The 26,557-nt window shown below is 66.0% G+C and carries 19 protein-coding genes; 8 read left to right on the forward strand and 11 right to left on the reverse strand.

All coding sequences use genetic code 11. The features are described from left to right. Position 1: 1 nt before the first annotated feature. From MLP_RS10780 to MLP_RS10790, 3 genes are all read right to left on the reverse strand, one after another. Positions 2-1,843: a DUF262 domain-containing protein gene (locus tag MLP_RS10780; RefSeq protein ID WP_013863117.1), complete on the reverse strand. Its 1,842-nt coding sequence runs from the start codon at positions 1,841-1,843 to the stop codon at positions 2-4. Positions 1,844-1,880: 37 nt separating this feature from the next. Next, positions 1,881-3,329: a hypothetical protein gene (locus MLP_RS10785; RefSeq protein ID WP_197536543.1), complete on the reverse strand. Its 1,449-nt coding sequence runs from the start codon at positions 3,327-3,329 to the stop codon at positions 1,881-1,883. 347 nt (positions 3,330-3,676) lie between these two features. Then, positions 3,677-6,454, reverse strand: coding sequence for a DUF1156 domain-containing protein (locus MLP_RS10790; RefSeq protein ID WP_013863119.1), 2,778 nt, complete (start codon positions 6,452-6,454; stop codon positions 3,677-3,679). Positions 6,455-6,636: 182 nt separating this feature from the next. Here MLP_RS10790 and MLP_RS10795 point away from each other — a divergent pair, with 182 nt between their 5' ends. Together MLP_RS10795 and MLP_RS10800 are read left to right on the forward strand one after the other, a co-directional pair. Beyond that, positions 6,637-7,566, forward strand: a complete 930-nt coding sequence (locus MLP_RS10795; protein WP_013863120.1) for an HNH endonuclease — start codon at positions 6,637-6,639, stop codon at positions 7,564-7,566. Between the two features lie 68 nt (positions 7,567-7,634). After that, complete coding sequence (locus MLP_RS10800; RefSeq protein ID WP_013863121.1) at positions 7,635-7,949, forward strand: helix-turn-helix domain-containing protein; 315 nt, start codon at positions 7,635-7,637, stop codon at positions 7,947-7,949. A 52-nt stretch (positions 7,950-8,001) separates the two neighbouring features. Here the strand turns inward: MLP_RS10800 and MLP_RS10805 are convergent, their stop codons facing one another. Further along, positions 8,002-8,241: a hypothetical protein gene (locus MLP_RS10805; protein WP_013863122.1), complete on the reverse strand. Its 240-nt coding sequence runs from the start codon at positions 8,239-8,241 to the stop codon at positions 8,002-8,004. Positions 8,242-8,323: 82 nt separating this feature from the next. On the opposite strand from MLP_RS10805, the gene MLP_RS27395 reads away from it, so the two are divergent. Next, positions 8,324-8,656 (forward strand): nucleotidyltransferase family protein, encoded by a 333-nt coding sequence (locus MLP_RS27395; RefSeq protein ID WP_013863123.1) that lies wholly within the window; start codon positions 8,324-8,326, stop codon positions 8,654-8,656. A gap of 176 nt (positions 8,657-8,832) precedes the next feature. Here the strand turns inward: MLP_RS27395 and MLP_RS10815 are convergent, their stop codons facing one another. From MLP_RS10815 to sepH, 4 genes are all read right to left on the reverse strand, one after another. After that, positions 8,833-12,255 (reverse strand): helicase-related protein, encoded by a 3,423-nt coding sequence (locus MLP_RS10815; protein WP_013863124.1) that lies wholly within the window; start codon positions 12,253-12,255, stop codon positions 8,833-8,835. A gap of 138 nt (positions 12,256-12,393) precedes the next feature. Continuing rightward, positions 12,394-12,951 (reverse strand): dihydrofolate reductase family protein, encoded by a 558-nt coding sequence (locus tag MLP_RS10820; RefSeq protein WP_013863125.1) that lies wholly within the window; start codon positions 12,949-12,951, stop codon positions 12,394-12,396. A 67-nt stretch (positions 12,952-13,018) separates the two neighbouring features. Then, positions 13,019-13,387, reverse strand: coding sequence for a PH domain-containing protein (locus MLP_RS10825; protein ID WP_041789954.1), 369 nt, complete (start codon positions 13,385-13,387; stop codon positions 13,019-13,021). A 5-nt stretch (positions 13,388-13,392) separates the two neighbouring features. Beyond that, complete coding sequence (gene sepH / locus MLP_RS26275) at positions 13,393-14,544, reverse strand: septation protein SepH (RefSeq protein ID WP_083843783.1); 1,152 nt, start codon at positions 14,542-14,544, stop codon at positions 13,393-13,395. Positions 14,545-14,637: 93 nt separating this feature from the next. On the opposite strand from sepH, the gene MLP_RS10835 reads away from it, so the two are divergent. The 3 genes from MLP_RS10835 to MLP_RS10845 are packed head-to-tail and all read left to right on the forward strand — an operon-like array spanning position 14,638 to position 18,714. After that, positions 14,638-15,249 (forward strand): trimeric intracellular cation channel family protein, encoded by a 612-nt coding sequence (locus MLP_RS10835; protein ID WP_013863128.1) that lies wholly within the window; start codon positions 14,638-14,640, stop codon positions 15,247-15,249. Between the two features lie 34 nt (positions 15,250-15,283). Next, a complete protein-coding gene (locus MLP_RS10840) occupies positions 15,284-16,684 on the forward strand; it encodes a sigma 54-interacting transcriptional regulator (protein WP_013863129.1) in 1,401 nt (466 codons plus the stop codon). Between the two features lie 11 nt (positions 16,685-16,695). Continuing rightward, a complete protein-coding gene (locus tag MLP_RS10845) occupies positions 16,696-18,714 on the forward strand; it encodes a vWA domain-containing protein (protein ID WP_013863130.1) in 2,019 nt (672 codons plus the stop codon). 41 nt (positions 18,715-18,755) lie between these two features. Here the strand turns inward: MLP_RS10845 and MLP_RS10850 are convergent, their stop codons facing one another. From MLP_RS10850 to MLP_RS10860, 3 genes are all read right to left on the reverse strand, one after another. Continuing rightward, positions 18,756-21,191 carry an immune inhibitor A domain-containing protein gene (locus MLP_RS10850; RefSeq protein WP_013863131.1) on the reverse strand — a complete coding sequence of 812 codons (2,436 nt, stop codon included), beginning with the start codon at positions 21,189-21,191 and terminating at the stop codon, positions 18,756-18,758. 155 nt (positions 21,192-21,346) lie between these two features. Then, positions 21,347-22,219, reverse strand: a complete 873-nt coding sequence (gene rfbA, locus MLP_RS10855) for a glucose-1-phosphate thymidylyltransferase RfbA (RefSeq protein ID WP_041792018.1) — start codon at positions 22,217-22,219, stop codon at positions 21,347-21,349. Between the two features lie 70 nt (positions 22,220-22,289). Continuing rightward, a complete protein-coding gene (locus MLP_RS10860; RefSeq protein ID WP_013863133.1) occupies positions 22,290-23,945 on the reverse strand; it encodes an SLC13 family permease in 1,656 nt (551 codons plus the stop codon). 165 nt (positions 23,946-24,110) lie between these two features. Between MLP_RS10860 and rfbB the strand changes: the two genes are divergently transcribed. Both rfbB and MLP_RS10870 read left to right on the forward strand, forming a co-directional pair. Continuing rightward, the gene (gene rfbB, locus MLP_RS10865) at positions 24,111-25,109 is read left to right on the forward strand and encodes a dTDP-glucose 4,6-dehydratase (protein WP_013863134.1); all 999 of its coding nucleotides are present in this window, start codon (positions 24,111-24,113) and stop codon (positions 25,107-25,109) included. 9 nt (positions 25,110-25,118) lie between these two features. Further along, positions 25,119-26,510 (forward strand): sugar nucleotide-binding protein, encoded by a 1,392-nt coding sequence (locus MLP_RS10870; RefSeq protein WP_013863135.1) that lies wholly within the window; start codon positions 25,119-25,121, stop codon positions 26,508-26,510. The last annotated feature ends 47 nt before the right edge of the window (positions 26,511-26,557 follow it).

The following is a 26,557-nucleotide window of genomic DNA, read 5'->3' on the forward strand; positions in this document are numbered from 1 at the left end:
ATCAGTCGCCCTCTGTGACGGGGTCTTCGCGGATCTCATCGGTCTCGAACTGTGCGGAGTCCTCCTCGGCGTGGCCTTCCCCGATGTCGCGTTGGACGGTCTTGCCGATCGCCGCTTCGACCAGTCGGCACAATGACTCCCGCCGAGCTACGAAGTAGCTGTCGAAGGCGTCAGCACGCAGGTGCTCGGCGGGGATTCGGTGGGTGGCAAGCAACTGATCCAGTCGCGCCTCGTCGATTTGTGCCCGAGACTGGATGACCGTCAGGTAGGACGACGGTGCGGCGCCGCCGATCGTACGGTTGGTGCGGGCACTGATTGTCGTCTTGTTGACGATGCTTTCGCGATGCTCGTCATCGATACCGTTGTCGTTGCACCATTTCTGGGGGAAGACGTGGTGGATGTCGACGGCCAGGTCGACGTACTGGATCTTGTCGAGCGCCCTGTCCTCCATCCAGTCGCGGGCGCCGCCGTCGAGGATGAGGGCAGCGATGCCTTTGTATGCGGCTGCGTTGCGGGTACGGAGCGAGTGCAGCCGCGATTCGGTGAAGTTGGCATCGGCTATCGTGCGCGGGGTCGGATCCTCCTGGTCGAGTGCCCACACTGGCACCATCTCGATGTCCCGCGCGAAGCGGGTCTCGATCGCAGAGCCGTACAGTTCGCCGAGCACGCCGCACCAGTACCAGCGCACCAGTCGATCGCTGACTGCGATGAGATCGGCGTCTCGACCAAGGGCGACCTTGATCGCTGCGAGAGGCACCAGCTGCTTGGGGTAGGGGACGTCGCGGGGCGCGAAGATGTGCCGATCGGCGAGGAAGGTCGCGGCCCAGATGAACGCCTCGCGGAGTGGGTCACGCCATTCCAAGTAGTCGGCGAGGGTGAGCTTGAGGATGTCCTCCCGCTTGGCCGAGATCGCCGGTGGGCGGTCGGAGGTGTCGGCGAGATGGCGCTTCTGGGTGACGAGCATCGTGACGGCCTGGAGGAAGTCTGTGTTCTCGACTGCGGCAAGCACCGGATAGGCGGACCACTTGAGCTGGGTCTCCCTCCAGTCGTCATTCAGTCGGAAGTCCTCACCGGTCTCGGCGAAGTAGCTGGCGTCACCGGCGAAGACCGCAGTCAGGAGTTCGAAGACATTCAGCGGCAGTCCGCCGATGTTGACCTTCTCGAAGACCGTCGCTACCGCGGCCTTGTCGGTGTTCTCGTCCAGCACGATCGCCGGAATGTCGTACGTGGTGGCCGGCCGGATGAATCGCTCATGGAAGGTCTTGCCCAGCGCGCGGTCGTCCAGATCGAAGATCCAGCTCACATAGTCGCCGTAGAGGAGGTGCAACGGGAAGTAGCCGTGCTCGCGCTGCTTGTCGTGGTCACTGAGATCGAGGACGATGTCCTTGCCGAAATTGGTACGCACGACGCCGTCGGCCGGGATCGAGATCACCGCTTCGTCGACCCGGTTCGGATCGCTGAGCGCAGTCTGCATGTGGACGAAATAGCACCGATCCAGCAGCTTGCCGCGGGCATCCTTCGTGTTCACCACCCCGTCGCCGCTGAGCGCCTGAGTCAAGGAGGTGAGCCGCTGCTGGCCATCGAGCAGGAGGAACTTCGCGTCGGTGCCAGGAGCGAGGTCGACCCCCTCGATCGCCCGCGGCTTGAATCGCACCTGAGCGTTTCCGGTCTTGAGCAGCATGACGGCCCCCAGCGGGTGACCGCGCAGCACCGTCACCAGCAATTGGCGGATGCGCTCGTCCTCCCACTTGTAGCCACGTTGGAAGTCCGGCAGCTGGATCTCGCCGGACCGGGTCCAGGTCAGATACTCACCCAGTTCGTACATAGGCGTCAGAAAGCCCATTGCTCATCCTCATTCGATGTCAGTTGTGCCATGACCGTCACCGCGTCTGTGTGTTGGTCAGGTGGGGACCGATGTAGCCGATATAGAGTCGTGGGTCGTTCGGGTGGCCATCGTGGATGTACATCCGTGGACTCACCATCCCGATTCGCGCCAGTTTGAAGTGCGCTTTCATCTCGATGCGCTTCGATGAATGAACCTCGGGAGGTACCGGGAAGACGCGCTCAGCGCCATGAGCTTTCATTGTGGCCGCCGTCTCGGTCTGTCCGAATTTGCCGGCTGTCGTCGCCCGATAGCCGTCTGGCGGACATTTGAGATAGAGGTCCAGGCCGTGGCCCCAGTTGCCTTCTGCTCTCGCCCGTGCGTAGTCGCCCATGTCCAGGACCGCATCCCATGCGGTTCGGAGCGCGGAATCGTTGGTATCGCTCACCCCGAGCTTGAGCACGACGGACTGGTCGCCCGTGAAGCTAATCGTCTCCATCGCGTCGATGCGGTCGAGCAGTTCACCGAACGAGCCGGGCCGGGAGATCGAATACTCGTCCGGCACGCTCAGGTATGCAGCCTCATAGTCGCCACGCTCCTTCAAGCGGGCCTGAAGCCAGGCGATCTTGCCGTCGCGGTTGTCGAGATCGAGATTGACCACCTCGAGTTCGAGCTGGGCATCCTCCAGGACCGCGTGTAGCTCCGTTCGCTCGTCCTCCAGTTCTTCCTTCCTGGACTGGAGCGTATTGACGCGCTCATCGAGGGCTTCCACGGCGGTCTTGTCAACGCGCGGCGACACCGCTCGGATCAGTGCCTCTTCCGTGATGGCGTCGATGCCAAGGACGCGACGCACCAGCGCCAGTTGTGCCTCTCCTTCCGCGAGGATGCCCGGTGGCTCCACGACGAGGTGGCTCGGCTCCGGTGGCGTCGGCGGTGGCAACTCGACGATCGGCGTGACAGGCTCCGCCGGCCGAGACAGGTCCTCGACCAGTCGTTGGTTTTCGGAGCGTTCGAATCGACGTAGTACGCGTTGGAGGGCGGGGTCGGCCGGGCGAGTGGAGGCCTGCTGCCTGGCGATCTCGCCCAGTAGGATCCGGGTCGCTTTGTCGGACTGAGTCGCCAGACGATTCGTGCCGAGGATCCGGTGGCGGCGTGAGTCCAGTCTGTTCTCAAAGTCAACACCTGGCTGATACGTCCGAATGGTCCAGGCTGGTGTGGTGAAATGCGCGCCGACGTGTTCAGCGAGAGCACGGGTTGCCGCCGGGTCAAGAACGACGACTTGGGCCAGCCCGTAGACCTCCTTGGTCCACTCTTTGACCTTGCGACGGAACGCGTCGAACGGGATCTTGTTGTCGGTACCGGCAACGAAGACCAGACCATGCCTGGTCGAGTCGGTCAGTAGGTCGATCAAACGATCAATGTCGGCGGCCCCAAAGACCTGAGGACTGTCACTGAACTCGATCGCTCCATCGCCAAGTGGAAGGACCTGCATGAGGTACGGCGCCAACCGGGGAACACTGACGAACTCTCCGCGACTGTTCCGGACGGTCAGACTGATCCAGTCCTCGGATCCAGGCTCATCGTGGAGGACCAGATCCGTGGTCCACGTGCCGGCCCTCGTCGGCTCGACCAAGCGGACGCGAAGGTCGCGACCTTTGCCTGACAGGGGGCGCACCGTCAGGCTTGCGGTACGCGTGGCCTGGTCCCCGGCGACGTCGAGGTTGACGTCGAACTTCTTCTCCCTCAACCAGGACTGCAGCTGGGCGACTGCCTCCGGAAACCAATGGTCGCCAGCCTCACAACGCATCAGCGCGACAAAGTCGCGACTGCGGTCGGCAACGCTCTCCTCGGTTCTCATGACTCTGACTCGCCGTCGTGGAAGTCGAGCGTGACCTGTTCGAATCCAGACGAACTGCGCGGAGCTCGTGCAGCGTCGTAGATCTCTGGCCAGCTGGTCACCAGGCTGTTGAAGCTCAGCGCGTCTTTGGTCCAGCCGTTGCTTTCGGCAATCCGGAACAGCAGGTGGGCGAGTTCCTTCAGCAGATCGGCGTCGACCGCGTCGTCAGGCCTGCTTAGCGCAGATCTCAAGAACTCACTGGCTGGAGTGATCCCTTCTCGCTCGAGCGTCTTGATCAGATGGTGCAGGCATTCCCAGTTGCTGATGTGGGGGTCGGCGGCCGGATCGTAGGTCGCGGGGAGATCGGCTGGCTTGATCAGTTGCACCTTGCCCGCGCGGCTCATCAGGATCTCGTCGCGATCCATCGTCTCGACGCTGGTGTTGCGCGCCCGGGCGAGGTTGTCGGCGTCGCCGAAGGTGCCGATCCCGTAACCGTGCTGGCGATACCAGGCGATCGCGAAGCGGGACGTCGAGTCGAAGTCGCCTTCCTGCTCGTTCAGCACCTGATCGAGGATCTCGTTGATCCGAGCGAGCGCTGAGCGGACGGACATCTTGCCGCCGTCCGGTTCGAGTACGGCGGAGTAACGGCTGAAGACCGCCATGCCTGGGCCGATGGCGGCTTGGGGTAGGTCGACCGGCGCGATCTGGCCTTGTTGGAGCTTGCGGAGGGCGTCCGGTAGTTCGGCTCCGAGAGCCGCTATGAAGCCGCGGCGGTCGGTTGTTGGTGCATCGTCGGGGCGCGGTCGGAGGGAGAGGACGATCGAGGAGGCGAGGGCATTGGTGTCCTTGGCGAGCAGCCTTCCAGATCCCTCGGTTCGGACTGGCCAGGTAGCAGTGATCTCCCAGCCTTCGCGGATCATGCTGTCGAGGAGAGTCTCCCATCCTGTCGACGCTTCGCCAGACTCATCGCTCTCACTCTGCTTGAACGCGTAGTAGACCGAAATTGGGAGATCATCGCGAGCCGCCCGGCGTGCTCGCGCAAACACAGCGCGGAAGCCGTCCTCGAAGAACTGGCGGGCTCCGCCTTTCCCGTCATGCCTATAGGGATTGGCGACCAGTTCTTCGGCCTTGGGTACAAGCATGGTGGCGAGAAGGTCTGGATAGATCGGTCGGAGGGTACGCCGCAGCCATACGTAGAAGAAGTCGGAGAGATCGGAGTAGCCGATGTTGTCGTAGTAGGGCGGGTCGGTGCTGATGACCATCCCATCGAGATCAGTCTGCGAGGCATCCGCCTGCGCTGCGAATCCCGCTTCGGCCGGCAGGTAGCCAATGACCCGGACTTCCTTATCGAGGAACGTTCCCCAGCCGCCTCCTGAGTCGGAGAGCACGCTGGCTTCGGCGAAGTCCCACGCCATCGGAAGCGCCTGCCGCGCAAACGTCTCTCGGAAGGCTCCCCTGTCACTCATCCAGGTGGTGATTGATGAGGACAGGTTGGTCATCTTGCTCTGTATGAGGCCAAGGTAGGTGGCGACGGCATCGGCGTACTCGGGACTGCCGTTGTCCGCGAGGACTTGGTCTCGGGCCTCACCGACGAGATCACTGAAGGTGGTGAGGGCGACCAGTTGTCGGTTCGTGAACAGGTCGGCGAATCTGCTCAGCCCATATTGAGGTGTCCAGAGATTGCGAGGGTCATAGCCGAGTTCCTGCTCCGGCACGTCGTGGGGCCGCCCGACCTGCGCAGCCCTCTCATGTTCCTGGGCCGGTGGAAGGTACAGCCGTTGGCGACTCCCTTCGGCGACCACAGCCATCAATACGGCGCTCATCCGACCGCTCATGCCTTCGGACTTGATGTGGTCTTTGCTGACGACCGCATCACACGCCACACACACGGCACCCTGGCGGCCAGACATCGTTCCTTCGAGTTTGGGGCCGGACGGATTGTGCCCGATCTCGAACTTCACCCGTTGCCCGGACGGATGCGTCGGATCGCTCACGACCGACGGCACGACGTACGCCTCTTTGCCCTTCTTCTTTCCCAGCCACCACGAGCGCACTAGCGGCATCTCGATCCCGCAGGCCGGGTTGGGACACGTCACGGTCCGCGCCCAGATCCAGGCGATCACGGTCGCCTTGGACCCGTCTGGCAGGGTCGCCTTGGGATACAGGTGCCCGATCCGCTTCTCGGCCTCGTCGCGCATCCACTGGCCGTAGGCGCGGACGTCGGCCGCGAGGCCTTCGGCGCTTTTCCACTCGCGAATCTGAGAGTCGGCCAGGCCGGGGAACACAGGCGGTTGATCACGGAACTTGGGCGGGATCTCGATCAGGGCCTTGTTGATCAGCACCGCGACCGGATTGAGGTCAGAGGCATGCGCCTCCAGCCCGAGCCGCTGGGCCTCCAGCGGGATGGTGCCGCCGCCGGCGAAGGGGTCGAGGATCGGTGGGGGGTTGCCGTCGGTGGACTTGAGGATCTCGGCGTGCGCCTCCGCCAGCAGCTTCTCGTCGCGGATGTTCTCCCAGACGACCAGACGTTCGATGAGTCGATGCAGTCGCTCCCGCTCGGCCCGCTGGGCCTCCTCGGTCGGGAACTCCTCGGGCCGAGCGGAGGGGTCGTCGACCAGTTGGGCGAACAGCACTGCGCGCGCCGCTGCCAATGGCCGCCGTGCCCACCATAGATGCAGCGTCGACGGGTGCCCGTGCCGGATCGACTTCTCTCGGGCCGACTCACGGTTGATGGCCTCCAAGGGCAGCGCTACCTCGATCAGTTTGCGCTTGGGTGCTGACCCCGCATCCGGCACTGGTCACTCGCTCTCATACCCAACACATTGGGCGTTCGATCGTGGGGGCGAGGGCGCGTCACAAGGGCAGGCAGTCCTCGCCTACCTGTGGGGCACCCAATCTATTGGGTCTAGTGGGTCAATCGGGTGTCTGCCCAATGAATGGGGCCGACTGACGTAGGAATCGTCGGTAGCGTCCCGCCATGCGGGCGGTCATCGGTGTCACGGACAACGACTGGGCCGCCTACCTCCGCGACCGGCCGAGCATCACCGAAGCCAGCTTCTGGATCCCCTCCGCCCGGGTGGCGTTCCGGGCGCTCTCCGTGGGGGAGCCCTTCTTGTTCAAGACCCACTGGCCGCAGAACCAACTGGTCGGCGGCGGCTTCTTCAGCGGCTACGCGCTGCTGACGGTGAGTGAAGCGTGGGATCTGTTCCAGGAAGGCAATGGGGTTGGCTCGAAGGCCGAGTTGGCAACGGCGATCGCCCGCTATCGCAGGGCTGCGCCGGACCTGGCCGCTGTGATCGGCTGCGTGTTGCTCCGCGACCTCTTCTTCGTGCCGGCGGGGGAGACTCTCGACGCTCCGCGCGATTTCGCGAAGAACATCGTCAACTTCAAGGGTTACGACCTGACCGGAGCTGGGCGGCACGTTGACCTGATGTTCGACACGATGCTTGCTCGCGCCGAGGTGCGGGTTGACCCTGAGGAGGGGGAGTCGAGCGTGGTTGCCGGGCCGGTCTTCGGTCGGGACCGGCTCGTCCGTGCTCGGGTCGGCCAGCAGGCGTTCAAGGGGCTGGTGCTCACCTCGTACGAGCGTCGCTGTGCGATCACCGGCAATCACATCCGGCCGACGCTGGAAGCCGCGCACATCAGGCCGGTGTCACGTGCCGGCGAGAACCGTGTCGACAACGGGCTGCTGCTCCGGTCCGACGTCCACACGCTCTTCGACCTCGGCTACCTGGGCATCAATGAGCGGTACGAACTCCAGGTCAGCCGCAGGCTCAGGGAGGAGTGGGGCAATGGGCGGGAGTTCTATGACCGCGCCGGGCAGCCGATCCGAATCCCCGACACCCGCGCGAACCGGCCCGATCGGCGCGCGATCGAGTGGCACATGGACACGATCTTCCTGTCCTGACTTGAGCGCGAGCCAAATACCCAACATGTTGTGCGGACTCTTGATGCTTGGCCCACCAAGGTGGGCGAGTGCCCAGCCGTCAGCCGCCCGACGCTTACGCGCAGGCTGTTCGGCTGCTGGGCGAGAAGGTCAGGGCACTCCGCGAAGCGCGCGGCCTCACGCAGGAACAGCTCGCCCACTCGACCGGCATCGCGCGCAACCAGATCCAGAACATCGAGCACAACAGGAACAACTCGAAGGACTCGGCCACGGGCCGACCGGGACCCGGCAATGCCCGACTCGACACCCTGTTCCTGTTGGCGCAGGAGCTTCAGGTTGACGTCACCTACCTGGTCGATCCACGGTGTCCGGTCGACCCGATTCCCGAGTCGGTGGGGCGCTGAGGATCGGTGGTCGTTGAGGGCCGAGCCGCTGTCTGGAACAACGTTGGCGCTGTCATCGCTCGTGTAACTCGTCACGGGTCCAGGTGATGGGACCGATCCGGAGGCTGCCATCTGGCGCGGTCAACACATCCCCCGCGGACTCCCTATGTCCGTCGCTCGGGGCGCCGTCGTCAAGTCGGGCGAGCAGGTCGGCCACGAGCGCGGACACCGTAGTGTCGCGCTCCGCCGCGATTGTCTCGACCTTGCTAGCGAGGTCCTCTGGGAGCGACACAACGATCTTGTGCTCGGTCATGTACTCAGTGTGCTACCAGATCGCGGAGCGTCGAAACGACAAGCGGGTGTCGTCGAGCATGCTGCGGAACTACCATTCCTACATGACTGTGGGCGCCGTACGCACCCGGGGTGGCTCACTAAGCGGCCTGATCGGGCGGTTGGTCGTCGCCCATCGAAGCGAGTTGCGTGAAGTGCTCCTACGACACGGGATTGCCCACGCGCAGGTCTTCGGCAGTGTTGCTCGAGGCGATGACCACGCGGGCAGCGATGTCGACATCCTTGTCGAGCTTCCACCTGAGACTGGGCTGTTCGGCATCGCCCGGGTTCAGGCGGAACTTGAGAGCATTCTCGGTGCCGACGTAGACCTTGTCCCTGCCGTCGGTCTCAAACCGTTGGTGCGCGCCCACCTCAAGCCGGACCTGGTTGATCTGTGACTCGCCTTGACCTGGCGCGCCTAGGACGATATCACCGCGGCGATTAGGGCCATCCGAGCCCATGTAGCCCGCGGCCCACTTTCGGACGACCTGATCATCGACGCGGTCCGGATGCGGATCCTTGAGATCGGTGAAGTCGGAAGGGATCGACCCCCCAGCCGGGAGCCCCAGCCTTCTCAGAACGGGGGCGATCCCTTGGCCCAGGTCTTGGCCCAATGGCCGCGTACGCCGGTGGCGTCGAAGCTCCCGAGATCGGTCTGGGCAAAGGGATCGGCGAGATAGCGGACCTCATCGAACTCAGGTCCGCGATCATCGACACGGACCAACGCGAGGCGGTAGCGGGGGACGGCGTTCTTGCCCAGGATCACCTCGTTGTGGGTGATGAAGAAGTCGTCGGCTCCGGCGATCCGCGCCTTGACCTCGATCCGATAAGTGTCGCCGTCGTCCGAGGTCGACAAGATGTCGAACCCCTTGTTGGCAAAGGACTGCTCGACCGGTCTCCGGCCCAGTGCCCGCTCGCTGGCCAGGACGAGCTCGACGCCTCGGCGTTCGACCGCCTTGGTCTCCTTGGCGTGCTGCGCCGCCTTCGCCGAGTCAGCTCCCTCGGCGCCATCGCCTTCGACGAGTGAGAGCGGCAGCACCAGCGCGGCGGTGAGGATGCGTGGCGGCGCCGTGGACATCAGGGCCTGTCGGTCGAGCAGCGCCAACCGATGCTGCAGGCGGAACTCCAAGTCGGCAGCCTTCCGATTCAGACTCTCGGACGACTCCTTGGGCTTCTCGCCGGCCCGCTCCTGCTCTGCGGCAACGGCGGCGTCGAGCAGCAGCCGCTCACTCTCTGCGTTCAGCCGGGAGGTGACCAGGCGGCGGGTCCGCGCCAGTTCCGCCGCGCGGCGCGGCTGGACCTCGGCCAAGTAATGCGGCAGTTGGTGGGCGATCATCCAACTCAGCGCCTGCTCCTCGGCGTGGGCCAGCCAGTCGAGCGTGCGGGCGGCGGTGACTGCCGGGATGTCAGGGACGGCTACGCAGTCCAGGTACGGGGCCGGCCCAGCAGGGACGACCGTGCCAGTGGGATCGACATAGGCGTATCCGAATCGTCGTCCAACAGGTTCTCCGGTGGCATCGGTGACCTCCTCGATCACCCCGACGAGCAGGCATGGCTGGTCGATGGCGGACGAGACGAGGGTGGTGCCTGCGATGAGAGCGCCGCCGAGTCGCCGGACCGCCTCCTCCATCGTGGCGTCGTGCAGTGGATGCCCGGGAGCGAGCAGGTCCGCCCGAGTGAAGCCGTCGGGCTGGATGCGATCGAGATCGAAGGTGACCCGGTCATACCTGGTGGCGATCGGCCGGATTCCGGATCGCAGGCCCGCGGGTACGTGGGTGATCTCGTACCGGCCCTTCTCGCGCCGGACGATGCGGCCGCCAAGCCGGGTGAACGCTGCCTTGAAGGCAAGCTCGATGTAGTGCGGCTGCAGCCGTCGGGCCCGGGCCTCGTCCATCGCCGTCCGAAGCGCAGCGAGATCGGCCTCGGCCAGGGCATTCGCCGCGAGCGCCCGCTCGTCGAGCAGATCCTTGAGTCCGTCGCCGACCGTATGGTCGATGACCTCATACATCCTCGCCCGGACGTCGTCGCGTTCGCCGTACTGGATCGCCTCAAGCAGCAGGGCGCGCAGCGGAATCTCGCTGAAGGCCTCGCCGAGCACATCGAACACCTTGCCGCCGTACGCCTCCCGCATCTGGCTCAGCTTCTCCAGCAGCCGGGTGAACACCTCACCTTCGCGCGTGTTGCTGGCCACCAGATTCCACAGCCGACACACGTCGGTCTGGCCGATGCGGTGAATGCGGCCGAAGCGTTGCTCGATTCGATTGGGATTCCAGGGCAGGTCGTAGTTCACCATCAGATGAGCTGCCTGGAGATTCAATCCCTCGCCGGCCGCATCGGTGGCCAGCAGGATCTGGCAGTCCTGGTTCTTGGTGAACTCCTCGGTGATCCGGCGGCGCTCGCCGCGGCGTACTCCGCCGTGGATCGCTTGCACCGCTTCCGGTCGCCCCAGCAGCGAGCTGATCTTGGTCGACAGGTAGCCGAGCGTGTCGCGGTGCTCGGTGAAGATGATCAGCTTGCGGGGACGACCGGAGTCGTCGGAACTGAGGGCCTGGTCGTGGAGGATCGCGCTCAATTCGGCCCACTTGCGATCCGTCCCACAGTCCCGGACCCGCCTGGCCAGGTCGATGAGATCGGCCAGATCTGTCAACTCAGCGGTGAGTTCGGCCACCGTCTGGGCTGCCGTGGCGGAGTCGACCAGCAGTTCCTCCAGCTGCTCGACTTCCTCAGCGTTGTAGTCGTCGGCATCCACGCCGGCGGGATCAACCCAGGGCTCGGGCTCGGCTGACTTGCCGGCCAGGACATCCTGCCGGCGTCGCTCCAACCGCTCACTACGACGGACAAGACTGCGATAGATCGCCTCGGGACTGGAGGCCAACCGCCGTTGCAGCACCGTGAGCGCAAAGCCGACCGTGTTACGTCGTTTGCCACCGAGACTCTCGGCCCGGTTCATCCCAGTGCGTACGTAGTCGGTGACGCGTTCGTAGAGCTCTTGCTCGATCGGGGTCAGCTCGTACGGCACGGTCTCGGCGATGCGTTCGGGGAAGAGCCGCCGACCTTCGAAGGTGAGCAACTCCTCCTTCGTCATCCGGCGCCAGATCCCGTCGAGATCGACCGGCCGGACCCTCCGGCCCTCGAATCGATCGCGATCCAGCAGGGACAAGAAGAGCTGGAAGTCCTCTTCCTTGCCCGAATGCGGGGTGGCGGTCATCAACAGCAGGTGCCGAGTCACGGTGCCGAGCAGCTCACCGAGCTGGAAGCGCCTGGTCTTTTGCAGGTTGCCGCCGAAGTAGTGCGCGCCCATCCGGTGCGCCTCGTCGACGATGATCAAGTCCCACTCGGACTCCGCCAGGCGGGCCCGCAAGTCGTCGTTGCGGGCCAGCTGATCCATCCGGGCGATCAGCAACGGATGCGTATCGAACACATCGGGCCCGACCTGCGCGTCGATGAGCTGGTTGGTCAGTAGTTCGAAGCGGAGATCGAACTTGAAGTGCAGCTCATCTTGCCACTGCTCCACCAGACCGCCGGGTGCCACGATCAGGCATCGTCGGACGTCGTCGCGCAGCATCAACTCCTTCACGTAGAGCCCCGCCATGATCGTCTTGCCGGCTCCGGGATCGTCGGCCAGCAAGAAGCGCAATGGGGTACGCGGCAGCATCTCGCCATAGACGGCCTGGATCTGGTGGGGGAGCGGCTGTACGTCGCTGGTGGCAACGGCGAGCATCGGATCGTAGAGGCCGGCGAGGGTGATGCGCTGGGCCTCCGCGGCCAACTTGAAGTCTGTCGCAGGTGCGTCGAAGGGTCGTCCTGCTGCCGGGCGGGTGCTGAGCTGGTCCTGGTCGGCTCGATAGACCACGCGCTGGCCGAGACCGCCGTTCGTTGCCTTGTACGTGAGCTCGACCGCATCGCTGCCATGTCGTGTGACCGCGAGAACGCTCACTTCCTCGCCGGGCAGCAGTCCGTGCAGCCGCAACCCGGCTTCGAGCTCTTCCAACAGCACCCTGACCTCCTTGAGGATGCCGCATACGGTATCGGTAAGGCCCTATGAGTTGGGCCTCGCGTGATTGGAGTGGGTGGCAGTCGACCGGCATCCACAAACCGGTTCCCGGGCCCGGGGGAGCTCAGGGGGCTCAGCCAGTCACGTGGGCCGATATCGCAGAGCGATCGCCCCCGACCGGAACTGACGGCGATCGACGAGTTCGAGCTGGACGCGCTCGCGCAGACCGGCGAGCAACGTCGGCCCGTGCCCGGCAAGGACCGGCTGCACAAGGAACTCGTACTCGTCGATCAGTCCCAGATCTGCCAACGCGAGAGGGAGCGTCACACCGCCCACCGACAAGCCCTCGCCTGGTTCTTGCTTGAGGCGCTGAACCGCCTCGCCCAGGTCACCTCGCACCAGCTCCGCATTCCAGTCGACCTCGCTCAGCGTGCTCGACACGACGTACTTCTTCGTCTGGTCGATGGCCTCGGCGAACGGGACCTCCCACTCGTCCATCCAGTCAGGCCACGTACCCGTGGCCGGCCGTCGCCACGCCGACTCCATCATCTCGTAGGTCACCCGGCCGAACAGCAGGGCGTCGGCGCGCGTCATCTCAGCGGTCCAGTAGCTCATCGACTCCTCGTCGGGCGGGAGCCCTGCCTCGTGATGACAGCAGCCGTCGAGTGTGACGTTGATCGAGTATCGGAGCGGTCTCATCTCAGTGCTCTCCCTACTAATGCGCAGTGCGCTCCGACTGATCCGCAGTGCGTCCGACCCCGGAGTGTCAGTGGTTGAGGACAGCCCAAGCGATCAGGTTGTCCAGCCGCCGGATATCGGCGCCCTTGCCCAGTTTGATCTTGATCTCGCCGGCGCGGGTCCACAGGGTGAGCTCGGAGTTGAAGTCGAAGGTGCCGGCATTCTCCGAGGACCACATGTGGATGTCGGCGTAGGGCAGGGAGTACATCTCCACCTTCTTGCCGGTCATGCCTTGCGCATCCCGCACGATCAGCCGCTTGTTGGTGAAGATCGCGGAGTCACGGTAGGTACGGAAGGCTGCCACCGGCTGCTCGCCTTGGATGAGAAGCTCCCCGGCGTCCTTGGGGATGGGGATCTCCGCTTGCAGAGTCCAATTCAGAATTGCGCCGGCTTCCATGACAGTCACTTGTCCTTCGGGGTGCCGAAGACGATCTCATCCCAGCTGGGGACGGAGGCTCGCTTGCGGCGGGCCGGCTTCGGGGGAGTGGGCGGCGGTAGATCCGGGATGTCGAGGGGCAGCGGCTCGTCGACCAGCGCCGCTGCCTCGTCGCGCCGGTCCTCGGCGGCAACCGGCAGCTCGGGACGACCAGGGTCGTCGCTGCCCTCGGCAATCTCGATGCCGTCAGCGCTGTCCGGGGCATCGGCCCCGACATCCTCGCTCGGCTCCACCGGGTAGTCGACCACGATCGCCGGCTCCCAGGCCGTGGCCCGCAAGGACGGGCTCACGTCCGGCACCGCGGCGGCATCGGTCGGGCGCGAATCCTCCGGGGCGGCCTCGACGGTCAGCTCCAGCGGATCCTGGTCCTCGAACATCTGATAGAGCGTGTCCAGGCCGGACTCCTCGGTCTCGAGCTGATCCAGTGCGGCCTGGACCTCGGCGATCTCCTCGTCCAAGCTGTTCTGCTCGTCGCCGACGACCTCCAACTCGACCCTGGTGATCTCGACCTCGGTGATTTCCACTTTGGCGATCGCAGCCTGCGGTTCGGGCTCGCTGGGCGGTGCCACCGGAATGTCCTGGACCACACGTACCAGTGCCAGTTCGTCGCTGAGGTCGATGGTCGGCTCGGCGCCCTCCTCATACCCCTCGACGAGCGATCCCGTACCGGCACCAGGCCTGGCGTCGCCGAGGATCCAGCGACCTTCGTCATTGCCGGCGACCGAGTAGCGGCCCGGCAGATCGAAATAGAACAGTGCCTGATGCGGGGTCTCATCCGCGTCGTAGTCGGCGGTCACCGCCCAGCGGCCGTCCTCGAGCCGAAAGGAGTCCCAGCGCACGGTGTCCGCATCGATGCCGCGATTGAGCAGCCGCTCGCTCAGGACACCGCGCAGTGTCCGATGTGAGGACGTCTCGCCTCGGCGTCTCGCCGACGAGGTCATCGCGAGCCCCGCCACGTGTTCTCGTTCCGCGATCACCGGCGCGGCGAAACGTTCGACCCGATCGAGGTCCATGCCGGCGACACGTGCTACGTCGGCCACCGACTCACCAGATCGGATCCGGGTCTGGATCTCGCGCGGGCTGAGTACGCTCTCCATCTCGCTCTCTCCAGCAGTCATGCAAAATGTCTTGCCAAACCTACTCTGACTCGGGCCATCCCGCCGTACGCGGTGGCCGGTCTGGATCCCCGCAATGGATCTATCGTGCGGTGAGTGGACCTCCTCCCGGTCGTGCTCGACCTGCTCGGCATCTTCGTGTTCGCGCTCTCTGGGGCCCTGCTGGGCGTACGGATCCGGTTCGACATTGTCGGAGTCATGGTGCTCGGCGCGGTCACCGGTCTCGGTGGCGGCATCGTACGAGACGTCCTGATCGGCGCCATCCCACCGGCATCCTTCAACGACTGGCGTTATCTGGCGGTCCCGCTGCTCACCGGTCTGATCGCCTTCCGCTTCCATCCCGATCTGGTCAAGATCGAGCGATACATCAACTGGTCCGATGCGATGGGATTGGGGCTGTTCAGTGTGCTGGGCACCCAGAAGGCCCTGATCGTCGGACTGGATCCGATCCCGGCCGTGTTGATGGGCATCCTGACCGGCGTCGGCGGCGGTGTGCTGCGTGACCTGCTGGCCAATCGGATGCCGAGCGTGCTCCGCGAGGATGTGTACGCGCTGCCGTCCCTGGCCGGCTCGCTGGTGGTGGTGATCAGCTGGGAACTCGGGGTGTTCCGCTCCTGGATGCTCATCCCGGCGGCGGCGTTGTGCATCGTGCTTCGGCTGCTGGCCATCCGGTTCCGCTGGAGCGCTCCGCGAGCCACCGATTGGTAGTGCTCGGGCGTACTCCCGGACGTAGTGTCGGGACATGACGCCCACCACCCTCGGCCAACTCGCCACCCTCGGCCAACTTCGTGCCAGCGGCTACCAGCCCAAGTCCGTTGCCGAGGAACTGCGTTCGAATCTGCTGACCAGACTCCGCAGCGGCGAGACGGCCTTCCCCGGGATCGTCGGTTTCGACGACACCGTGCTGCCGGAGTTGGAGACCGCGCTGTTGGCGGGTCATGATCTCGTCCTGCTCGGCGAGCGCGGCCAGGGGAAGACCCGGCTGATGCGGACCTTGATCCAGCTGCTGGACGAGTGGAGTCCCGAGGTCGCCGATTGTGAGATCCACGACGACCCGTACGCGCCGGTCTGCGTCCGGTGCCGGGCACTGGCCGCCGAGTTCGGTGAGGAACTGCCGATCGCCTGGCGGCATCGGGATGACCGTTACACCGAGAAGCTCGCTACGCCTGACACCAGCGTCGGCGACCTGATCGGCGACGTGGACCCGGTCAAGGTCGCTCAGGGCCGTACCCTCGGCGACCCGGAGACCGTGCACTACGGACTGGTGCCGCGGACCAACCGTGGCGTCTTCGGGCTGAACGAGCTGCCCGACCTGGCCGAGCGCATCCAGGTCGCGCTGTTCAACGTGCTGGAAGAGCGAGACATCCAGGTCCGCGGCTATTCGCTGCGGCTGCCCTTGGACGTGTTCCTGGTCGCCACCGCCAACCCGGAGGACTACACCAACCGGGGCCGGATCATCACTCCGCTGAAGGACCGGTTCGGCGCCGAGATCCGCACTCATTATCTGTCCGAACTGCACGACGAGGTCTCGTTGATCCGGCAGGAGGCCGAGCTGGTCGCCGACGTCGGCGACCACCTGCTCGAGGTGCTGGCTCGGTTTACCGCGAGTCTGCGTACATCCGCCTCGATCGACCAGCGCTCGGGGGTCTCGGCACGCTTCACCATCGCCGCAGCCGAAGCCGTCGCCGGTTCGGCGCTGCGGCGTGCCGGCCGGACGAACGACCCGGAAGCCGTCGCCCGGGTCGGCGACCTGCCGGCGGTGCTGCCCACCCTGCTCGGCAAGGTCGAGTTCGAGATGGGAGAGGAAGGCCGCGAACGCGAGGTGCTGGAGCACCTGCTCCGAATGGCAATCGCGGCCACCTTCCGCGATCGGCTCGGCGGGCTCGATCTGTCGGGTTTCACGGCCGTGTTCGCCGAGGGCGCGATCGTCGAGACCGGCGACCTGGTGCCGGCGGCGGAGCTGTTGTCTCAGCTCGGCACGGTCACCGGGCTGGCCAAGGTGCTCGATCGACTTGGGTACGCCGACTCGGCCGGCCGCGGCCAGGTCGCCGCTGCGGCCGAGTTCGTGCTCGAGGGCCTGCACCTCACCCGCCGGATCGACAAGGACGCGGTCGGTGGTCGGACGATCTACGGGGCTCGCTGAGAGGCCGTCAGATGAGCGCAGAACACTATGAGGTCCCCGATCCGCACGGCCGCTTCCGGTACGGGCCGTGGCGCGGTGGCCGAGATCCGCTGGCGCCGCCGTACGATCTGCGGGCCGCGCTGGACAAGATCGGCGAGGACGTGCTGGCCGCCGGCACGGTACGCGACGCGCTGCGCGACCTGCTGCGCCGCGGACTCGACGGTCGCGGCGGGCTGGACAAGCTGAGTGAGCGGCTTCGCAGACTGCGCGCCGCCGCCCGTCGGCGAGGTGATCTGGGCGGCACCCTGGACCAGATCCGCGCGGCCCTCGACCAGGCGCTCGCCGCCGAGCGGGAGCAGTTGGCCGGGATGCCAGGAGAGGAGCATCGGCTGGCCGAGCTGGAGCTGGACACCATTCCCGACGACGTGGCCGGTGCCGTCCGGGCTCTGAGTGACTATCAGTGGCGCTCGCCGGAGGCGCGACAGACGTACGAGCAGATCACGCAGATGTTGCAACGGGAGGTGCTCGACGCCCAGTTCGCCGGTATGAAGCAGGCGTTGGAGGGCGGCGATCCCGAAGCCATCCAGGCGGTCAAGGACATGCTGGCCGATCTCAATGCGCTGCTGGCCAAGCACGCGCGCAACGAGGACACCACCGACGCGTTCCGCGAGTTCATGACCAAGCACGGCGACTTCTTCCCCGAGCAGCCGGAGAACGTCGAGGAGTTGATCGATGCCCTCGCCCGGCGCCAGGCGGCGGCGCAGCGGATGATGAGCTCGCTCAGCCCCGAGCAGCGCGAACAGTTGGCGCAGCTGATGCAGCAGGCGCTGGCCGATGCCGACCTGGCCTCCGAGATGGCCCAACTGGCCGACAACCTGCGGGCCCTCCGACCCGGGCTCGATCGCTCGTCGCCGACGGGGATGCGGCCGGGTGGTGAGCCGCTCGGCTACGGCGAGGCGGTGGAAGCGGTGGCCGAGTTGGCCGACCTGGAGGCGCTGGCGCAACAGCTGTCCCAGACCGATCCTGGCTCCACCCTCGACGACGTCGATGTCGAGCTGCTGGAGAAGCGGTTGGGACGAGAGGCGGTCGCCGACCTGGAGGCGCTCCGTGACCTGGAGCGGGAGCTGGAACGCCAGGGCTATCTGAACCGCACCGACGAGGGTCTCAGGCTCACCCCGCGGGCCTTGCGTCGGTTGGGTCAGACGGCCCTCAAACGGGTGTTCGCGCAGCTCGAGGCGTCGGGTCGCGGGGACCACGACGACCGCCGCACCGGATCTGCCGATGAGCGTACGGGCCTCACGAGACCCTGGGAGTTCGGCGACGAACTGCCCATCGATGCGCCGCGTACGGTCGCGAACGCGCTTCGTCGCTCCGCAGGATCGCTCAGTTGGGGCAGTGCGGGACTACCCGAGCCCGGCCAAGGCGGGGTCGCGCTGGCGGTCGAGGACTTCGAGGTGATCGAGACCGAACGACGGACCACGGCCGCGGTGGCGCTGTGCGTCGATCTGTCGTACTCGATGGTGCAGGACGGCCGCTGGGGTCCGATGAAGCAGACGGCGCTCGCGCTGAATCACCTGATCGAGACCCGGTTCCGACAGGACGCGCTGCAGGTGATCGGCTTCAACCGGTACGCCCGCTGGCTCAGCCCGTTGCAACTGGCGGAGATCGAGCCGGACTGGATCCAGGGCACCAACCTGCAGCACGCGCTCATCCTGGCGGCCCGTCATCTGCGTCGGCACCCCGATGCCGAGCCGGTGGTGCTGGTGGTGACCGACGGCGAGCCGACCGCGCATCTGGCCGAGGACGGGGAAGCGTACTTCCAGTGGCCGACGACCTCGGCGACGCTGCGGGCCACCGTCGCGCAGATCGACGAGCTGTCCCGCTACGGCGCGACGATCAACACCTTCATGCTTGGTGACGATCCCGGCTTGGCCCGCTTCGTGGACGCGATCGCGCGCCGTTGCGGCGGCCGCGTGTTCACCCCCGACATCGGTCGGCTGGGGGAGTACGTGGTCAGCGACTACCTACAAGCCCGTCGGGGCCGGCGCTGAGTGCGCCGACCCCGACAGGTCTTGCTGGTTGGTGACTGCTGTCAGCGGGTGGAGGCTGCCCGCAGGCCACCCTTGCTGACACCGAGCTGCACCTTCATCGAGGTGTCCTTCTGCTCGGTCACCTTGATGGTCACACCGGCGTTGGCCACCTTCACACTGGCGTGAGGTGTCCGCGAGTCCCAGTAGGACTTGGTGTCGTCGAACACCGGCACGGCGTCCTGACCGCGGATGTAGTTCCGCTGCCCGTTGAAGTGCAGATAGAACGAGTCTGCCTTCTGGGTGCCGAAGGTCGCGTCGTACAGTGCCACTCGAACCCGCCAGGCGCCGCCGTCGAGCCGGAAGATCGGCCGTGGATGGGCATCCACGGGCAGGATCTGACCCTCACCAGGGTGCTCGCCGACATTGTTGTTGGCCTGCGAGGTATCCCAGTAGGAGACGAGCAAACCATCCTGGTACGGGAAGTGCTCGACCCAGTCCGGCTTGGTGGGCCAACCGAAGTTGTACGGCCCCGACTGCAGATACTTGTCGTAGGACGTGTAGCTCCGGTAGGACGCGAGGTAGAAGTTGTCGTAGTCCTGAGTGATGCTGTTGCCGACGCTGGTGAAGCCGTCGAGCTGCCAGCCGTTCGGCGGGTTCTCGGCACCGTCGGCGAACACCTCGGTCTGGCCGGCCGTGATCTTCAGGTTGTCGACGAAGATGCCCTGTGGCAGCCCGATCTTGTTGCCGGCCACGCCACCATCGGTGGTGTAGCGGATGCGGAGGCCGATGGTCTTGCCGGCATAGGCCGACAGGTCGAACGATGCATCCACCCACGCGCCGTTGGTGTCGCCGTCGATGCCGTTGTTCTCGGCCTTGGCGATGTCGCCCGCCACGGTCTTCCAGCCGGTGCCGTCGTCTGCTTCGACGTAGGCGAAGTCGTAACCGGCCTCGATGTTGTACTGGGTCTGGAAGCTCAGCGTGGCCGTGCCCGCCGGGAGGGTCACCGATCTGCCCATGGTGTTGGACAGGTCGTCGCCGGTTCCGCTCCACCACGACTTCGAGCCCTCCGTCGGTGTCGCGAGCGGGGTTGTGACCGTCTTCTTCGGCAGCACCACGACCAGACCCTGCGGGTTCTTGCTGTTGTACTCGTGCGGGCCCAGCTTGTAGCTCAGGCGCTCGCCGGCCAGGGCGGTCTCGTAGTCGAACCAGCCGAGTTGCAGCTTCTCCCAGGCGCCGAAGTCGCCCGGCCGGGTGCCGATGCCCTCGTCCCCCTTCGCAGACAGCCGGCTCTGCGCCATCAGGCTCCAGTACTCGGTCGCACCCTGGCTGAGGCCGCTGGTGTCGTAGAGGTCGGGCAGTCCGAGGTCGTGGCCGTACTCGTGCGCGAAGACCGACAGTCCGCCGTTCTCCGGTTGCATGGTGTAGTCGCCGACCCAGATTCCGCTGTCGCCGATCTGGGTGCCGCCGAGCGGGTTGTCGGCCGGGCCCGTCTGACCGGCCTGGTTCACGAATGCGTACCAGCGGTGCGACCAGATGGCGTCCTCGCCCTGCCACGGATCGCCGTCGGCCTGGTCACCACCGGCGTGGACGATCTGGAAGTGGTCGATGTAGCCGTCCGGCTCGTTGAAGTCACCGTCGTTGTCGTGGTCGTAGCGGTCCCACTGGTCGAAGCTCGCCAGGTCGGCCTTGATCTGGGCGTCGGTGCGGCCGGCGGCCTTCTGGTCGGCGACCCATTGAGTCACGGCGTCGGCGATGAGATTCCAGGTGTTGTTGCAGACCGAACTGGCACATGGGTAGCCATTGCTCCGGCCGTACCGGGCCTCGTTGTAGCGCACCTTGACCCAGTCGGTCACCTCGCCGTCGACGCTGTAGCGGCCGGAGGACTGCTTCTCGTAGTAGGTCTTCAGCGACTCGGTCTTCTTGCCGGTGCCGAAGTAGAGGTCGCGGAAGTAGTCGGCGTCATAGTCGCTGCGCCAGACGGTCGAATTGTCCTGCCGACGGTCCGGCTCCGGGATGGCGTTGTGCAAGGGGCCGTCGAAGACCACCGGCCCAGGCGTGTTCGGGTCGGTGTCCTGGTCGGGGAAGTCCGGGTGGCGTTCGTTGCCGAACTCGGCCAGCACCACGAAGATCCGGTCGGTCTTCTCGCGGGACAGTTCGACATACTGGTCGACCTTCCGCTGCTTCACGTGGTGACCGCGCCGGACCCGGTCTCGCTGTGACTTGGTCAGCGGCGCGTACGTCTTGCCGACCCTCACCACCTTGGAGCCGTGTTTGGTCACGGCGTCGCGACGGCCGGACAGCACGTCGGTCAGCGCGGTCTGCCGCAGTTCTCGACGTTTCTCTTCGAGCGGGTTGGGGAGATCGTCGACCAGGGCGGTCTGTGGTGACGTCTTCGGGCCGTGCCCGTCGTCTGGCTGGGCCTGGGCGGTCGACCCCATCGCCACCAGGAACCCGGCGGTGAGGGTCAGCCCCAGGGTCCCGACGATGGCTCTACGCATGCCACTTCCTTCGGGTTGGGGAGGGGGAACCGTGAGCGGCTGTGAGCCAGCCCACACCTGAAGAACCTATGGCGAACAATCGAATTGATGCAAGGGTCTGCAGTGAAATATCTGACTGACGGCAGACGCTTGCCTTTGCGCCAGGCGCCGGCCGGTCAGCCGCGACCGCGCTGCAGCAGGTCGAGCAGGTAGACGCCATAGCCTGACTTGGCCAGCGCCGTTGCCCGGGTCTGCAATCCGTCGTCGGACAGGAAGCCCTGCCGCCAAGCGGCCTCTTCCGGGGCGCCCACCTTGAGTCCCTGCCGGGACTCCAGGGTCCGGACGAAGTTGTTGGCGTCGTTGAGCGAGTCGAAGGTGCCGGTGTCCAGCCAGGCCGTGCCGCGGGGGAGGACACCCACGTGCAGCTGCCCTGCCGCCAGGTAGTGCTTGTTGACGTCGGTGATCTCGTACTCACCGCGCGGCGACGGCTTCAGCTCCCGGGCGATCTGCACCACGTCGTTGTCGTAGAAGTACAGACCGGGCACGGCGTAGTTCGACTTCGGCTCGGTCGGCTTCTCCTCCAGTGAGATGGCCGTGCCGTCGGAGTCGAACTCCACGACACCGTACGCGCGGGGCTCGGCGACCCAGTACGCGAAGACGGCGCCGCCGTCGACGTCGCTGAACCTCTTCAGCTGGGTGCCCAAGCCGGGGCCGTAGAAGATGTTGTCGCCCAGCACCAGTGCGACCTTGTCGTCGCCGATGAAGTCGGCACCGATCACGAAGGCCTGAGCGAGGCCGTTGGGGGAAGGCTGCTGGGCATAGCTGATCGAGATGCCGAACTGCGACCCGTCGCCGAGCAGCCGCTCGAACCCTGGTGCGTCATGCGGGGTGGTGATCACCAGGATGTCGCGGATGCCGGCGAAGATCAGCGTCGACAGCGGGTAGTAGATCATCGGCTTGTCGTAGACCGGCACCAGCTGCTTGCTGATGCCCAGGGTCACCGGGTGCAGTCTGGTGCCGGAGCCACCGGCCAAGATGATGCCGCGCATGGTGCAGAAGTCTGACATGTGTTCGGCCGAACGTCAGAAGAACGCGACAACTCGGTCCCAATCAGCCGACTCAGGCCAGCAGGATCCCCACCCCGCAGGCAGCGATCAGCCCGCTGACCAGCACCGGGACACCGAACTTGGCGAACTCGGCGGTGCTGTAGCCGATCGGACCCATCACCATCAGGTTGGTCTGGTGGCTGAACGGGTTGAGGAAGGTGAAGGAGATGCAGGTGCCGATCAGCGCCAGCAGGGTCACCGGGTTGAGGGCGGCCTCCGTGGCCACCGCGATCGCGACCGGTGTCAGGATCGAGGCCGCTGCCGCGTTGGAGACCACATTGGTGAGCAGGGTGGTCATCACCGCGAACACCACGATGACCAGCAGGGAGTTGCCGCCGGCCATGAAGCGGATCGCATTGGCCAGGACATCGGCGAGTCCGCTGCTGAGCACGATCGCGCCCAGACCCACCGATCCGGCGAGGATGAACAGCACGTTCCAGTCGAGCGCTCGACCGGCGGACCGTGGCGTCAAGACCCCGGTCAACACCATCAACAGCGCACCGGCCACCGAGGTGAACTCGATCGGTGCGATGCCGAAGGAGGCGGTCAGCACGACCGCGGCCAGGATTGCCACGGCCTTCCAGGTGTTCTTGGGTTGCGGGGCCCGGCTGGCGGCGTCCTGCCACAGCGCGACGAACTCGTTGTGCTCGACGGTCTCGGCATCCGGTGCGGTCACGTAGCAGGTCGCGCCGGGAACCAGCTCGGTACGCCGCAGCGACACCTTGGTCTTGGCGGCGATCACGGTGATCTCGCCGTCCTCCTCGAGATCGTTGAGCGAGCCGGTCTCGCCGGTGTTCACCGAGACCGCGAAGAGCCGCTGCGGTGAGAGCCCGAACAGCGGGCTCGCCCAGAGCCCCTTGATCCCGGTCTCGGTCGCCTGGAACACGAGGATGTCATCGACCTCCATCGGGACATCCGGGGCGAGATACTCGCCGTCCCGTTTGACCGCGGCCAGCCGGTAGTCCCTGGCCAGCGCCAAGCCGAGCCGATCAGCGGTCCGGCCACGAGCGACAGCGCGTTCGCCGATCGGGATCTCCATCCGCCAGTCCAGTGGGTCAGCCTCGATCTGTTGGGTCCCCCGCAGCATTCGCGGTGCGACCAGATAGATGACCACGATCCCGACCAGCGCCACCGGCAACGCGACCGGTGCGAAGGACAGCATGCCCATGTCCACATCGCTGCGCGACGCGATACCGGCGATCAGCAGGTTCGAGCTCGTGCCGATCAAGGTGATCGAGCCGGTCAGCGTGGTCAGGTGCGCGATCGGCAGCATCACCTCCCGGGCCGGGATCGAACGGGTCTGCTCGAGCTGTTTGCTGGCCGGAATGAGCATCGCCACGATCGGGGTGGTGTTCATCAGGCCGGATGCGACGCCGACCGGCAGGGCGAGTCGTCGGATGGCCTGCCGCGCGGTGGTCACGGTGAGCAGCAGCTTGCGGGTGACCCTGGCCACCACACCGGTCTGCACGATGCCCTTGGCGATCACCAGCATCGCACCGACGGTGATCACGCCCCCGTTGCTCAGGCCGGAGAACAGATCGCGGGCCGGGGCGATACCCAACAGACCGGCGATAACGACGGCCGAGCCGAGCGCCACGACCGGCCGCACCCAGCCGACCGTCATCACGACCAAGGTCGCGACCACCAAGATCGCGGCTACGACGATCACTAGCCCCCCTCTTCGGCCGAGTCTGACGATTCGCCGACGCTCGGCGATATTCGCCGGTAACCTCGGGCAGGCACGACCCGAAGGTGTTCGCCGCAGCGTAGCAACCTTCACCTCGCATTCACCTTTTGTTCATCTACCCGTTATCCACCTCTGAGGAACCCTGAGATGTCCGCCTATCTCGTGACCGGTGGAGCCGGCTTCATCGGCTCGAACTTCGTCCGCCACGTCCTCGACCACACCGATCACACGGTCACGGTGTTGGACAAGCTCACGTACGCCGGCAATCGGGCTTCCCTGGACGGGCTGCCCGAGGGCCGGTTCACCTTCGTCCGCGGCGACATCTGCGACGCGGCGCTGGTCGACGAGCTGGTGGCTGACGCCGACGTGGTGGTGCATTTCGCCGCCGAGTCGCACAACGACAACTCACTGCGCGACCCGTCGCCGTTCCTGCAGACCAATCTGATCGGCACCTACACCCTGCTCGAGGCGGTGCGCCGGCACGAAACCCGCTACCACCACATCTCCACCGACGAGGTGTACGGCGACCTCGAACTGGACGACCCGGCGAAGTTCACCGAGCAGACCCCGTACAACCCGTCCAGCCCCTATTCATCGACCAAGGCCGGCTCGGATCTGCTGGTCAGGGCCTGGGTGCGGTCGTTCGGGGTGCAGGCCACGATCAGCAATTGCTCGAACAACTACGGGCCCTATCAGCATGTGGAGAAGTTCATCCCACGCCAGATCACCAATGTGCTCGACGGTGGTCGCCCGAAGCTCTACGGCAAGGGCGAGAACGTCCGCGACTGGATCCACGCCGACGACCACAGCGCCGCGGTGCTGACCATCATCGAGAAGGGGACGATCGGGGAGACGTACCTGATCGGCGCCAACGGGGAGAAGAACAACAAGGAGGTCGTCGAGGCGATCCTCACCGAGCTCGGCCAGCCGGCCGATGCGTATGACCTGGTCACCGACCGGGCCGGGCACGACCTGCGGTACGCCATCGACGCCACCCGGCTTCGTGCCGAGCTGGGCTGGGAGCCGCGCTACTCCGACTTCGCCGCGGGGCTGGCCGACACGATCGCCTGGTACCGCGACCACGAGTCCTGGTGGCGGCCGCAGAAGGCCGCGACCGAGGCCGCCTACGCCGCACAGAACCAGTAAGGCGCGGACATGGCAGAGCTCAGTGTCACCCCGACCGCCATCGACGGACTGCTGGTCGTCCAGCTGGATGTCCGGGCCGACAATCGGGGCTGGTTCAAGGAGAACTGGCAGCGGGCCAAGATGGTCGGCCTCGGACTGCCGGACTTCGCGCCGGTGCAGAACAACGTGTCGTTCAACACGAAGGCCGGCGCCACCCGGGGCATCCACGCCGAGCCCTGGGACAAGCTCGTCTCGGTGCTGCACGGCCGCATCTTCGGCGCCTGGGTCGACCTTCGCCCCGGCGACGGCTTCGGCCGGGTGGTCACGTTGGAGCTCGGAGCCGACACCGCGGTCTTCGTGCCCCGCGGCGTCGGCAACGCCTTCCAGACGCTGACCGACGAGACCGTCTACTCCTACCTGGTCAACGACCACTGGAGCCTGGCCGCCAAGGACTCCTACACCTTCTGCAATCTTGCGGACGAGACGCTGGCCATCGAATGGCCGATCCCGCTGGCTCAGGCAGAGCTATCCGAGGCGGACAAGAACCATCCACCGTTGTCGGCTGTGGTCCCGATGAGTCCGCCCCGGCGACTGGTGATCGGCGCCGGCGGTCAGCTCGGGCGGGCGTTGCTGGCCGCCTGGCCGGACGCGACCGGGCTGACCCGGGCCGATGTCGATCTGACCGATCCCGCCGGCGTCGCGAAGCTGGACCTGAGCGGCTACGGATTGGTGGTCAACGCCGCCGCCTACACCGCGGTCGACGCTGCTGAGACCGAACAGGGTCGCCGGGACGCCTGGGCGGTCAATGTCGCTGCGGTCGGTGCGCTGGTGCACGCCGCGCGGGAACACGGGACGACCTTGGTGCACGTGTCCTCGGACTATGTGTTCGACGGCACGATCGAACAGCACACCGAGGATGAGCCGTTCTCACCGCTCGGTGTCTACGGCCAGACCAAGGCCGCCGGCGACGCGGTGCTGGCCACCCTGCCGCGGCACTACCTGCTGCGCACCAGCTGGGTGATCGGCGACGGCAAGAACTTCGTCGCCACCATGGCCTCGCTGGCCGATCGCGGGATCGCGCCGAGCGTGGTCGGCGACCAGTTCGGCCGGCTCACCTTCACCGACGAGATCGTCGCTGCCATCGACCACCTGGTCGGCACGGGCGCGCCGTTCGGCACCTACAACGTCTCCAACGGTGGCCCGGTGACCAGTTGGGCCGACATCGCCAAGGACGTCTACGCCGCCCGCGGGAAGGATCCGGCGATGGTCACCGAGGTGAGTGCCGAGGAGTACGGCCGGGGCAAGGACCTGGCGCTTCGTCCGCGGCACTCGGCGCTCGACCTCGGCAAGCTCACGGCGACGGGTTTTGCACCTCGGCCGGCGCACGATCGACTGGCGGCCTACCTGGCCGAGTTGCCCTGACGACGGCGCCGAAGCCCTCGCGATCTCATCCGGGCCGCCCTACCACG

This window comes from Microlunatus phosphovorus NM-1 (assembly GCF_000270245.1).
Lineage (GTDB): Bacteria > Actinomycetota > Actinomycetes > Propionibacteriales > Propionibacteriaceae > Microlunatus > Microlunatus phosphovorus.